This window comes from Mesorhizobium sp. B1-1-8, from assembly GCF_006442795.2.
Classification (GTDB): domain Bacteria; phylum Pseudomonadota; class Alphaproteobacteria; order Rhizobiales; family Rhizobiaceae; genus Mesorhizobium.
Window position 1 is genome coordinate 2,645,403 of record NZ_CP083956.1, and the last position, 12,629, is coordinate 2,658,031.

10 protein-coding genes are annotated in these 12,629 nt (G+C 65.0%); all 10 read left to right on the forward strand.

Translation table 11 applies throughout. The features are described from left to right. Positions 1-3: 3 nt before the first annotated feature. The 10 genes from murD (at position 4) to lpxC (ending at position 12,578) form a co-directional block, all read left to right on the forward strand. Positions 4-1,404: a UDP-N-acetylmuramoyl-L-alanine--D-glutamate ligase gene (gene murD / locus FJ974_RS12855; RefSeq protein ID WP_140530265.1), complete on the forward strand. Its 1,401-nt coding sequence runs from the start codon at positions 4-6 to the stop codon at positions 1,402-1,404. After that, positions 1,404-2,555 carry a putative lipid II flippase FtsW gene (gene ftsW / locus FJ974_RS12860; RefSeq protein ID WP_140530885.1) on the forward strand — a complete coding sequence of 384 codons (1,152 nt, stop codon included), beginning with the start codon at positions 1,404-1,406 and terminating at the stop codon, positions 2,553-2,555. Before murD ends, ftsW begins: the two co-directional genes overlap by 1 nt. A gap of 6 nt (positions 2,556-2,561) precedes the next feature. Continuing rightward, positions 2,562-3,686 (forward strand): undecaprenyldiphospho-muramoylpentapeptide beta-N-acetylglucosaminyltransferase, encoded by a 1,125-nt coding sequence (gene murG / locus FJ974_RS12865; protein ID WP_140530268.1) that lies wholly within the window; start codon positions 2,562-2,564, stop codon positions 3,684-3,686. Next, a complete protein-coding gene (gene murC, locus FJ974_RS12870; RefSeq protein ID WP_140530271.1) occupies positions 3,683-5,089 on the forward strand; it encodes a UDP-N-acetylmuramate--L-alanine ligase in 1,407 nt (468 codons plus the stop codon). Before murG ends, murC begins: the two co-directional genes overlap by 4 nt. After that, entirely contained in the window at positions 5,086-6,051 is a 966-nt protein-coding gene (gene murB / locus FJ974_RS12875) for a UDP-N-acetylmuramate dehydrogenase (RefSeq protein WP_140530274.1), read from the forward strand. The genes murC and murB overlap by 4 nt, the downstream gene beginning before the upstream one ends. 365 nt (positions 6,052-6,416) lie before the next feature. Beyond that, positions 6,417-7,343 (forward strand): D-alanine--D-alanine ligase, encoded by a 927-nt coding sequence (locus tag FJ974_RS12880; protein ID WP_140530277.1) that lies wholly within the window; start codon positions 6,417-6,419, stop codon positions 7,341-7,343. Continuing rightward, positions 7,331-8,275: a cell division protein FtsQ/DivIB gene (locus FJ974_RS12885; protein ID WP_140530280.1), complete on the forward strand. Its 945-nt coding sequence runs from the start codon at positions 7,331-7,333 to the stop codon at positions 8,273-8,275. The genes FJ974_RS12880 and FJ974_RS12885 overlap by 13 nt, the downstream gene beginning before the upstream one ends. Beyond that, positions 8,272-9,579 carry a cell division protein FtsA gene (gene ftsA / locus FJ974_RS12890; protein WP_140530283.1) on the forward strand — a complete coding sequence of 436 codons (1,308 nt, stop codon included), beginning with the start codon at positions 8,272-8,274 and terminating at the stop codon, positions 9,577-9,579. The genes FJ974_RS12885 and ftsA overlap by 4 nt, the downstream gene beginning before the upstream one ends. Before the next feature lie 67 nt (positions 9,580-9,646). Further along, positions 9,647-11,302 carry a cell division protein FtsZ gene (gene ftsZ, locus FJ974_RS12895; RefSeq protein ID WP_140530286.1) on the forward strand — a complete coding sequence of 552 codons (1,656 nt, stop codon included), beginning with the start codon at positions 9,647-9,649 and terminating at the stop codon, positions 11,300-11,302. Between the two features lie 328 nt (positions 11,303-11,630). Continuing rightward, on the forward strand, positions 11,631-12,578 hold the full coding sequence (lpxC, locus tag FJ974_RS12900) for a UDP-3-O-acyl-N-acetylglucosamine deacetylase (RefSeq protein WP_140530289.1): 948 nt from the start codon (positions 11,631-11,633) through the stop codon (positions 12,576-12,578). Positions 12,579-12,629: the final 51 nt, after the last annotated feature.

The window sequence follows — 12,629 nt, forward strand, 5'->3', positions numbered from 1 at the left end:
CGATTGATCCCCGCCGCTTCCTTTGCAGGCAAACGCGTTTCGCTCTTCGGGCTCGGCGGCTCGGGGATCGCCACCGCGCATGCGCTGCTTGCGGGCGGCGCCGAGATCCTCGCCTGGGACGACAATCCAGACAGCGTCGCCAAGGCAGCTGCGGCAGGTATCGCGACCGGCGATTTGCGCGGCGCCGACTGGTCGCGCTTCGCGGCCTTCGTGCTGTCGCCCGGCGTGCCGCTGACGCATCCGAAGCCGCATTGGACGGTGGAGTTGGCGCGGGCTTCCGGCGTCGAGGTGATCGGCGACATCGAGCTGTTCTGTCGCGAACGGATCCAGCGCGCGCCGGCCGTGCCCTTTATCGCCATCACCGGCACCAACGGCAAGTCGACGACGACGGCGCTGACGGCGCATGTCCTGAAATCGGCCGGGCGCGACACGCAGATGGGCGGCAACATCGGCCGCGCCATCATGACGCTCGATCCGCTTGAGCCTGACCGGCACTATGTGGTCGAGTGCTCGTCTTACCAGATCGACCTCGCGCCCTCCATCAATCCGACCGCCGGCATCCTGCTCAATCTGACGCCCGACCATCTCGACCGCCATGGCACGATGGCGCACTACGCCTCGATCAAGGAAAGGCTGGTTGCCGGCAGCGACACCGCTATCATCGGCGTCGACGATTCCTGGTGCGCCCAGATCGCCGACCGGCTGGAGCGGGCGGGCAAGACCGTCATCCGCATCTCCAAGCGCCTGCCTTTGACAGACGGCTATTTCGCCGACGGCACCAATCTGATGGAAGCGGTGCACGGCCGCTACAGCCGCGTCGCGTTTCTCGAGGGCATCGGCTCGCTGCGCGGCCAGCACAATGCACAGAATGCGCTGGCTGCCGTTGCCGCCTGCCTGAAAGTCGGGCTGGAGCTCGGCGAAATCCAGGCTGGGCTGGAAAGCTTTCCGGGGCTTGCGCATCGCATGGAGCAGGTCGGCCGCAAGGACAACGTTCTGTTCGTCAACGATTCCAAGGCGACCAATGCCGATGCGGCCGCCCCCGCGCTGTCGAGTTTCAACCGCATCTACTGGATCGCCGGCGGTCTGCCCAAGGAAGGCGGCATCGAGCCGCTGCGCGGTTTCTTCCCGCGCATCGCCAAGGCCTACCTGATCGGCGAGGCGGCGCCTGCTTTCTCCGCCACGCTCGGCGAGGCGGTGCCTTACGAAATTTCCGGAACGCTGGCGGCGGCGGTCGAGCATGCCGCCAACGACGCGGCAAACGACACCGGCGGCGAGGCCGTGGTGCTGCTTTCGCCGGCCTGCGCCAGTTTCGACCAGTTCAAGAATTTCGAGGTTCGCGGCGAAGCCTTCAGGCAAGCTGCGACTGCTATTGATGGGGTGAAACCCATCGGAGGGCCACGTTGATGCAAAGCCGTCTCGACAAAAGTCCGGTCGCAACCTGGTGGTGGACGATCGATCGCTGGTTTCTGGCGGCATTCTTGTCGCTGATGGGGCTGGGTATCGTCCTGTCCTTCGCCGCGAGCCCGGCGGTGGCCGAGCGCATCGGTCTCGACAGCTTCCACTTCGCCACCAGACAGATCATCTTCACCATCCCGGCGCTAGGCGTTATGCTCGCCGTCTCCTTCCTCGAAGCGCGGCAGATCAGGCGCATGTCGCTGGTCATGCTCTGCATCATGCTGGTGCTGATGGTGGCGGTGCTCTACATCGGCGTCGAGGTCAAGGGCGCGCGGCGCTGGGTGTCGCTTGCCGGGCTGTCCATCCAGCCGTCCGAATTCCTGAAGCCGGCCTTCGTCATCATCTGTGCATGGCTGTTTGCCGAACACCGGCGCCAGCCCGATATCCCCGGCAATCTGTTTGCCATGCTGCTGCTTGCCCTGGTGATCTCGCTTTTGGTGGCGCAGCCCGATCTCGGCCAGACGATGCTGGTGCTGGGCACCTGGGGTGTGATGTTCTTCATGGCCGGATTGCCCTGGTTCTGGATCGTCGCACTGGGTGCGGCCGGCGTCGGCGGCGTGTTCGCCGCCTATACCGTCTTTCCGCACGTTGCCTTGCGCATCGACAAATTCCTCACCGGCGAGGGCGACACCTTCCAGGTCGATATGGGCCGCGAGGCGCTGATCAACGGCGGCTGGTTCGGGGTCGGGCCGGGCGAGGGCACGGTGAAGCGGGTCATCCCCGACAGCCACGCCGACTTCGTCTTCTCGGTCGCGGGCGAGGAATTCGGGCTGATCATGTGCTTCTTCATCATGTCGATTTTCGCCTTCATCGTGCTGCGCGGCCTCAACACCGCGCTCAAGGAGCACGATGATTTCACTCGCTACGCCGTCGGCGGCCTCGTCACCGTTTTCGGCCTGCAGTCGGCCATCAACATGTGCGTCAACCTGCAGCTGATGCCGGCCAAGGGTATGACGCTGCCGTTCATCTCGTATGGCGGCTCCTCGCAGATTGCGATTGCCGTCTCGATGGGCATGGTGCTGGCGCTGACCCGCAAGCGTCCGGAAAAGCGCAAGCAGATGGGCTTTGCCTTGTCGCAGCGCGCAATGCCGGCGGAATGAGACCGGATGCCGAAGGGTAACATCCTCCTGGCGGCCGGCGGAACGGGCGGGCATCTGTTCCCGGCCGAAGCGCTGGCGCATGAACTCGCCGAACGCGGCTGGAAGGTGCATCTGGCCACCGACCATCGCGCCGAGCGCTATTCCCGCCATTTCCCGGCTGCAGACGTCCATCCGATCGCCTCGGCGACGCTGGGCTCGAGGAACCCAGTTGCCGTGCTCTCGGCATTCTGGAAGATCTGGCTGGGCGTGCGTGAAGCCGGGCGGGTAATTGCCAAGATCAAACCGGAGGCGGTCGTCGGCTTCGGTGGCTATCCGACGCTGCCGCCGCTCTACGCCGCGACCCGGCGCAAGGTGCCGACGCTCATTCATGAGCAGAACGCCGTCATGGGCCGTGCCAACAGGGCGTTGGCCAGCCGCGTCGACGCGATCGCCGGCGGCTTCCTGCCGGAAGTTGAAAATGCCGCCGGCGCCAAGACGGTGACCACCGGCAATCCGGTCAGGCCGCAGGTATTGGAGGCGGCCAAGACGCTTTATGCGGCGTCCGGCGACAATGAGCCGTTCCGCTTTCTGGTGTTCGGCGGCAGCCAGGGTGCGCAGTTCTTTTCCGATGCCGTGCCGGCGGCAATCGGGCTGTTGCCGGAGGACCTGCGCAAGCGGCTGGTGATCACCCAGCAAGCGCGTGCCGAGGATGTCGCGCGGGTGAAGGCCGCCTATGCCAGCCTCGGCGTTGACGTCCAGGTCTCGCCGTTCTTTACCGACATGGCGGCGCGGATGGCAGCGGCACATCTGGTGATGTCGCGCTCCGGCGCCTCGACCGTGTCCGAAATCGCCGTCATCGGCCGCCCGGCACTGCTGGTGCCTTATCCGCATGCGCTCGACCATGACCAGGCGGCGAATGCTGCGGCTCTGGCTGCTGCCGGCGGGGCCGAAGTTCATCCGCAGTCGACGCTGTCGGCCGAGCACATTGCCGGTCTGGTCGGCGCCCTGATGCAGGATCCGGGCCGGCTGGCCACCATGGCTGCCGCTGCCCGCTTGGCCGGAAAACCCGACGCGGCGCGGTTGCTCGCCGATCTGACAGAGGCTATTGCGTCCGGCAAAACCGTTTCGGACTACAGGAGGACGCGCGCATGAAGATGCCGCAGACGATCGGCCTCGTGCATTTCATCGGCATCGGCGGCATCGGCATGAGCGGCATCGCCGAGGTGCTGCACAATCTCGGCTACAAAGTGCAAGGCTCAGACCAGGCCGACGGCGGCAATGTGCAGCGGCTGCGCGACAAGGGCATCGAGTGCTTCGTCGGCCACAAGGCGGAAAATCTCGGCGATGCCGAAGTCGTGGTGGTGTCGACGGCGATCAAGAAATCCAATCCGGAACTCAAGGCCGCGCGGGAGAAGCTGCTGCCGGTCGTCCGCCGCGCCGAGATGCTCGCCGAACTAATGCGTTTTCGCCAGGCCGTTGCCATCGGCGGCACGCACGGCAAGACGACGACCACCTCGATGGTGGCGACATTGCTCGATGCCGGCGGGCTCGATCCGACCGTCATCAATGGCGGCATCATCAATGCCTATGGCACCAATGCCCGCATGGGCGACGGCGAATGGATGGTCGTCGAGGCCGATGAGAGTGACGGCACGTTCCTGAAGCTGCCGGCCGAGATCGCCGTCGTCACCAACATCGACCCTGAGCATCTCGACCACTATGGCAGTTTCGACAAGGTGCGCGAGGCGTTCCGCCAGTTCGTCGAAAACGTGCCGTTCTACGGCTTCGGCGTGATGTGCACCGACCATCCGGAGGTGCAGGCGCTGGTCGGCCGCATCGAGGACCGACGCGTCATCACCTATGGCGAGAACGCGCAGGCCGACGTGCGCTTCACCAATCATCGCACAGCCGGCGCCGCGTCGGAGTTCGACGTGGTGATCCGCGACCGCAAGGGACGCGGCACGACGGTGATCAAGGATCTGCGGCTGCCGATGCCGGGTCGGCACAATGTCTCCAACGCCACTGCCGCGATCGCGGTTGCGCATGAGCTCGGCCTGTCGGCGGAGGCGATCAAGAAGGGCCTGTCGTCCTTCGCCGGCGTCAAGCGGCGCTTCACCCATACCGGTTCGTGGAACGGCGTCGATGTGTTCGACGATTACGGCCATCACCCGGTCGAGATCGCGGCGGTGCTGAAGGCCGCGCGCAGCGCCACCAAGGGCCGCGTCATCGCCATCGCGCAGCCGCACCGCTTCACCCGGCTGCATGACCTGTTCGAGGAGTTTTCCGTCTGCTTCAACGATGCCGACACGGTGATGGTGGCGCCCGTCTATGCGGCCGGTGAAGAGCCGATCGAAGGCGTGACGTCGGATGCGCTGGTGTCGCGCATCCGCTCCGGCGGTCACCGCGACGCGCGCTTTGTCGAGGGTCCGGCTGCGATCGCGCCGATCATCCGCGACTTGGCCAAGCCCGGCGACTTCGTCGTTTTCCTCGGGGCCGGCAATATCACGCTATGGGCCTATGCGTTGCCCAAGGAACTCGGCGGGACCGGCTCATGACACGCGGCCAGGCCCTGATCGACAAGCTTGGCGACCGGCTTGCCGGCCTGCGCGGCCGCATCACGCCCAATGCCGAGATGGACAAGATCACCTGGTTCCGCGCCGGCGGCCTGGCCGAGGCGCTGTTCCAGCCGGCCGACGGGGAGGATCTCGCGGCATTCCTGCGCGCGGTGCCGGAAGAGATCCCGGTGATGGTGGTTGGTGTCGGCTCGAACCTGCTGGTGCGCGACGGCGGCATTCCCGGCTTCGTCATCAGGCTTTCGGCCAAGGGTTTTGGCGAGGCCGAGGTGATCGGGCCGAGCACGATCAGGGCGGGCGCCGCGACCCCGGACAAGCGCTTGGCTGCTGTAGCCTATGAAGCCGGCATCGGCGGCTTCCATTTCTATCATGGCATCCCGGGCGCCGTCGGCGGAGCGCTCAGGATGAATGCCGGCGCCAACGGCGTCGAGACGCGCGAGCGCGTGGTCGAGGTGCGGGCGCTCGATCGCAAGGGCAATCCCTACACACTGAGCAACGCCGACATGGGCTATGGCTATCGCCATTCCTCGGCACCCGCCGGACTGATCTTTACCTCGGCCGTTTTCGAAGGCGTGCCGGAAGACAAGGCGGCGATCAAGGCGGCGATGGATGCCGTGCAGAACCACCGCGAGACGGTGCAGCCGATCCGCGAGAAGACCGGCGGCTCGACGTTCAAGAATCCGGAAGGCACCTCGGCCTGGAAGGAGATCGACAAGGCCGGCTGCCGCGGGCTGATGATCGGCGGCGCGCAGATGTCGCCGATGCATTGCAACTTCATGATCAACACCGGCACCGCGACCGGCTACGACCTCGAATATTTGGGCGAGACGGTGCGCGCGCGGGTGCTCGAGAATTCGGGAATCCGACTGCACTGGGAGATCAAGCGGCTCGGCAACTTCCGGCCGGGCCACGCCGTGCAGGAGTTCCTCGGACAACTGCTCTGAGATGTGCGATATTCAGGTGATGCCGGCCGGACCTGAATCCCAACACATCCCGGCGGTATATCCAGGTTCAAGTGATGCTTGAACCTGGACGGTTGGAATGCCGCTGAGCGTTGCCGCAAAGACTCAACAACACGCTTTTTTCTGCCGTTTTCGCGGAAAGTGAATCTCTCGGAATCATAGGCACTTGCCAGCGAATCAACTCTCTGATTCTCTGCCCTGAAGCGTTTCCTGATTTGAGTCGTTCGACGCGTGAAGCCGCGTTTTCCGTCTGGGGGGCAACCTGCCGGAAGACTCGGACTCAATGTATGGCGATGCTGGTGTGGAAATCTCGGTTGCGGGCCCGGCGTGAGAGGGGATGACGGGAAATGAACAAGAAGCATGTGGCCGTCCTCCTGGGTGGTTTCTCCTCGGAACGGCCCGTGTCTCTGTCCTCGGGAAAGGCATGTGCGGATGCGCTCGAGAATGAAGGCTATCCGGTCACCCGCGTCGATGTTTCGCGCGATGTCGGGGCTGTGCTTGCCGAACTCAAGCCCGACGTCGTCTTCAATGCACTGCATGGTCCGTTCGGCGAGGACGGCACCATCCAGGGAATTCTCGAATATCTCGGAATTCCCTACACCCACTCGGGTGTGCTCGCCTCGGCGCTGGCCATGAACAAGGAGCAGTCCAAGAAGATCGCCAAGGCGGCCGGCATTCCGGTCGCGGAATCCAAGGTGATCAACCGCTTCGCTGTTCAGAACAAGCATCCGATGAAGCCGCCTTATGTGGTGAAGCCGGTCAACGAAGGCTCGAGCTTCGGCGTCGTGATCGTGCATGAGGGGCAGTCGCATCCGCCGCAGGTGATAGGTTCGTCCGAGTGGCGATATGGCGAGATCGTCATGGTCGAGCGCTACATCCATGGGCGGGAATTGACCTGCGCGGTGATGGGCGACGTGGCGCTCGGCGTCTGCGAGATCATCCCGACCGGCCATTCCTTCTACGACTACGATTCAAAATACGTGCCCGGCGGCTCAAAACACGAAATCCCTGCAAAAATTTCACCGAATATTTACCAAAAAATACAGACACTGGCCCTTAAGGCTCATCTTGCCATCGGTTGCCGGGGCGTCTCCCGGTCGGACTTCCGTTACGACGACCGTCACTCTGAAAACGGCGAGGTTGTCTGGCTCGAGATCAACACCCAGCCGGGCATGACGCCGACGTCTCTGGTGCCGGAAATCGCCGCGCAAGCGGGACACTCGTTCGGCGATTTGTTGAGTTGGATGGTGGAGGACGCTTCGTGTCTGCGTTGAGGTGGGGACAGGATAGAGGCAGCGGCGCGGCTGGTTTCGCGCTGTTCGGCATCCCGCTGTCGTTCGACCATTTCGTGCTGCCGCGCCAGCTTCGCCGGCCGGTGCGCCAGTTGGCGCGCCTGTGCGGCGGTGAATATGAGGCGCCGCGTTTCTCCGCTGCGATCCTCTCCGCCGTGCTGCTGGCCTCGAGCGGCGCCTATGGCGCCATTCTCGGCGGCTACGCCGACAGCATCGTGCAGGGGGTGACGGCCCGCACCGGCTTTGCCGTCGATCAGATCAAGGTCGTCGGCAACCGCCAGACCTCCGAGATCGACATACTGGACCAGCTCGGCCTTGACGGCTGGACGTCGTTGATCGGCTTTGACGCCGAGGCCGCTCGCGAACGCATCGCAACGCTGCCCTGGGTCGAGGTGGCGGCGGTGCGCAAGATCTATCCGCACACGCTGGAAGTGCACATCCAGGAGCGCGAGCCCTTCGCGCTCTGGCAGCAGGGCAGTTCGCTTTCGGTCATCGAGCGGTCCGGCGCCGTGATCGCACCTTTCTCCGGCGGCAAGCAGGCGCTGCTGCCGTTGATCATCGGCACCGGCGCGCCGGCCAAGGCGCCGGAGTTCATGGACAAGATCAAGCGCTATCCCGAGCTCGCCGCGCGGGTCAAAGGCTATATCCGCATCGGTGAACGCCGCTGGGACCTGAAGCTGGAGAACGGCATCACGGTCAAATTGCCGGAAGACGGCGAGGACCAGGCGATCGCCGATCTCGTCAAGCTCGATCATGACGACGGTCTGCTGACGCGCGATATCGCCGCGGTCGACATGCGCCTGTCCGACCGGCTGGTCGTCGAGCTGACGCCGGAAGCAGCAACGCAGCGCGAGGCCGCGCTCAGCGAAAAGCCGAAGAGCCTGGCCAAGCGCAAGCCGGAGACGAAGATATGAGCTGGCTTGGCGGCAGCGGTGATGCTTCTTCGCGCCGGTCCGGCACGCTCACCGTGCTGGATGTGGGCTCGAGCAAGGTTTGCTGCGTGGTGGCGAAGCTGCGGCCGCGCGAGGATGGCAAGCTTCTGCGCGGGCGCTCGCATCGCATCCAGGTGATCGGCATCGGCCATCAGAAATCGCAGGGCGTGAAGTCGGGAGTCGTGGTCGATCTCGACCGCGCAGAGCATGCGATCCGCCTTGCCGTCGATGCGGCCGAGCGCATGGCCGGACTGACCGTCGATTCCCTCATCGTCAACATGACGGCCGGCCGGCTGAAGAGCGAGGCCTTCTCGGCAACCATCAATCTCGGCGGCCACCAGGTCGAGGAAGCCGACATCAAGCGTGTGCTCGCCGCCGGCGCCAAGCAGGCATTGCGGTCCGAGCGGGAGGTGGTCCATTCGCTTCCCGTCGGCTTCTCGCTCGATGCCGAACGCGGCGTGCGCGATCCGCGCGGCATGGTCGGCGATGCGCTGGGCGTCGACATGCACGTGCTGACGGGCGATGCGGCGCCGATGCGCAATCTGGAGCTCTGCATCAACCGCTCGCATCTATCCGTCGAGCGCCTGGTGGCGACGCCCTACGCCAGCGGGCTGGCAGCACTGGTCGACGACGAGCTCGAAATGGGCGCGGCCTGCATCGACATGGGTGGCGGCACCACAACGATCTCGGTGTTCTCGGAAGGCAAGTTCGTGCATGGCGACGCCATCGCGATCGGCGGCAACCACGTGACGCTCGACATGGCCAAGGGGCTGTCGACCTCGCTCGACGCCGCCGAGCGGCTGAAGGTCATGCACGGTTCGGCGCTGCCCGGCAGCGCCGATGATCGTGACCTGGTTTCGATCCAGCCGATCGGCGAGGAAGGCGAGATGCCGCTGCAGATCCCGCGCTCGGTGATGACGCGCATCATCCGCGCCCGCATCGACGAGACGCTGGAACTGCTGCGCGACCGACTCAACAAATCCGGCTACGGCAATGCCGTCGGCAAGCGTGTCGTGCTCACCGGTGGCGCCAGCCAACTGTCAGGCCTGCCGGAAGCGGCGCGCCGCATCCTCGGACGCAATGTGCGCATCGGCCGGCCGCTCGGCGTGGCGGGCCTGCCGGAAGCGGCCAAGGGACCGGCGTTCTCGACCCTGGTCGGGCTGCTGATCTATCCGCAGATGGCGAGCTTCGAGAGCCATTCGGCGAAAGGACTTTCCGGTTTCAGGATGACCGGAACGGGCGGAAAACTGCATCGCATGAGTCAGTGGTTGAGAGACAGTTTTTAATTTGACGGGGACAGCCCCATAGGCGGCCGCAGCGGCGAGGCGGCGGGAAAGGCAAAGGACGGAGACAATGACCATCAATCTGCAGAAGCCGGACATCACCGAGCTTAAGCCGCGCATCACCGTGTTCGGTGTCGGCGGCGGCGGCGGCAATGCCGTAAACAATATGATCACCGCCGGCTTGCGCGGCGTCGAGTTCGTGGTGGCCAACACCGATGCGCAGGCGCTGACGATGTCGAAGGCGGAGCGGCTGATCCAGCTCGGCGCGCATGTCACCGAAGGGCTCGGCGCCGGTTCGCAGCCGGAAGTCGGCCGCGCGGCGGCGGAAGAGTGCATCGACGAGATCATCGATCATCTCTCCAACACCCATATGTGCTTCGTCACCGCCGGCATGGGCGGCGGCACCGGCACCGGCGCTGCTCCGGTCGTTGCCCGCGCCGCGCGCGAAAAGGGCATCCTCACCGTCGGCGTCGTCACCAAGCCGTTCCACTTCGAAGGCCAGCGCCGCATGAAGACGGCCGACATGGGCATCGAGGAACTGCAGAAATGCGTCGATACGCTGATCGTCATCCCCAACCAGAACCTGTTCAGGCTGGCCAATGACAAGACCACCTTCGCCGATGCCTTCGCCATGGCCGACCAGGTGCTCTATTCCGGCGTCGCCTGCATCACCGACCTGATGGTCAAGGAAGGCCTGATCAATCTCGACTTCGCCGACGTGCGCTCGGTGATGCGCGAGATGGGCAAGGCGATGATGGGCACCGGCGAGGCTTCGGGCGAGGGCCGCGCGATGGCAGCGGCGGAAGCCGCCATCGCCAACCCGCTGCTCGACGAGACCTCGATGAAGGGCGCCAAGGGCCTGCTGATCTCGATCACCGGCGGCCGCGACCTCACCCTGTTCGAGGTCGACGAGGCCGCGACCCGCATCCGCGAGGAGGTCGACCAGGACGCCAACATCATCCTCGGCGCCACCTTCGACGAGGATCTGGAAGGCGTGATCCGCGTCTCGGTCGTCGCCACCGGCATCGACAAGTCGGCGGCCGAAATCGCTGCTGCGCCGATCTCGATCCGCGCGCCGCAAAAGCCGGTTGCCCGTCCAGCAGCGCCTGTTCAGGAAAGCCGTCCCGCACCGGTTCAGCAGCAGGCTTACGAGCCTCGCGCCTTTGATCCGGTCGCCGAAGCGATCCAGCTTGCCGAGGCCAACGCCGCCGCGATGGCGCAGCCGCGTCAGGCGCCGGTCGACGACTTCCGTCCGCAGAGCAAGATCTTCCAGGCTCCGCCGGCGCAGCCTCAGCCGCAGCCGGTGGTGCAGCAGCAGATCGTGCAGCCGGCGCCGCTGCGCGAAATGCCGCAGCCGATGGCGGCGGCGCCGCAGCGCATGCCGCGCGTCGAGGACTTTCCGCCGGTGGTGAAGGCCGAGGTGGAAGCCAAGAGCCGCCCCGCCGACCATGAGAACAGCGGACCGATGGGATTGATCAAGCGGCTGACCAACGGCCTGACCCGCCGCGAGGAAGAGCCGGCGCGGCTCCAGCCGGCGCAGCCGCGCGAGCCGAAACTGCGCCAGGCAGCACCGGAAATGCGCCGCCTCGCCAGCCAGGATCCGCAGCTCTACGCGCCGCGTCGCGGCCAGCTTGACGACCAGGGCCGGCTGACGCCGCAGGCGCGTACAGTCCAGGAAGACGACCAGCTGGAGATTCCGGCGTTCCTGCGCCGCCAGGCCAACTGATCGTTAACGATTTATAACGGTTGTTAACAGGCAGACGAGCGACCGTCTGCCTGTTGGCATTTTAAAATGGTGATAAAACAGAGGCTTACGTGTATTTCCTCGCGTCCAGATGCGGTTACACCGGGAAAGAAACCGTGATTTGGAGTCTCCCGGCGGGACCACTATCTTCGCGCCGGACTAAAGTCGGTTTGCCGGGATTCGGGGAGTTGGCCCTGCCTGCCGATCATCAGAGCCGCATGCCCTTGTTTATTTTGCCGCTTTCATGCGGACGCCAAATGATCCATTTGGCCGCAAAATGCGCAAGCGGCTGACGAAGCGGACGCAGGCTATGGGGTTTGTCTTGCACGACTATCAGACGACAGTTAAATCGCGTGCGACGCTGACCGGCGCGGGCGTCCACAGCGGCAAACCCGTCACCGTTCATTTCCTGCCCGCCGACGCCGATACCGGCATCGTGTTCCACCTTTCGGATGGCGGTGCGGGCCGCGAGTTCCGCGCGCTGGTTTCCGAGGTCGGCGCGACCGATCTTTGCACCATGCTCGGCGATCCTGCCGGCCAGCATATCGGCACTGTCGAGCACCTGATGGCGACGGTGTTTGGGCTCGGCATCGACAACCTCATCATCGAGATCGACGGTCCGGAGGTCCCCATTCTCGACGGCAGCGCGGTTGCCTTCGTCGAGGCCATCGACCAGGCCGGCATCGAGACGCTGCCGGTCAAGCGCCGCTATATCCGCGTGGTCAAGCCGGTCCGCATCGAAGCCGGCGCGTCCTGGGCCGAATTCCGCCCCTATGACGGCACGCGCTTCGAGGTCGAGATCGATTTCGAAAGCCCGGCGATCGGCCGTCAGCTTTTTGCCTCCGACATCAACGCCGACATCTTCCGCCGCGACATCGCGCGGGCCCGCACCTTCGGCTTCATGAAGGATGTCGAGCGACTGTGGGCGGCCGGCTACGCGCTCGGCTCGTCGCTCGAGAATTCGCTGGTCATCGGTGACGACAACCGCGTCATCAATGTCGGCGGGCTGCGCTACCCGAACGAGTTCGCCCGCCACAAGACGCTCGATGCCATGGGCGATCTGGCGCTGGCCGGGGCGCGTTTCATCGGCTGCTTCCGCTCCTATCGCGGCGGCCACCGGATGAACGCTGCGGCGCTGCGCCGCCTGCTTTCGGACCGCACGGCCTTCGAGATCGTCGAGACCAGGCGCCGCGATCGCGGCCGCAGCGCCGAGATGATCGCTGTCAGCGGGCCGGTCTACGCACCCTGGGTGATCTGATTTTTAACGATTTTCTGGCGTTATAGGGGCGGGGTTGTGTTGCGCGGATGC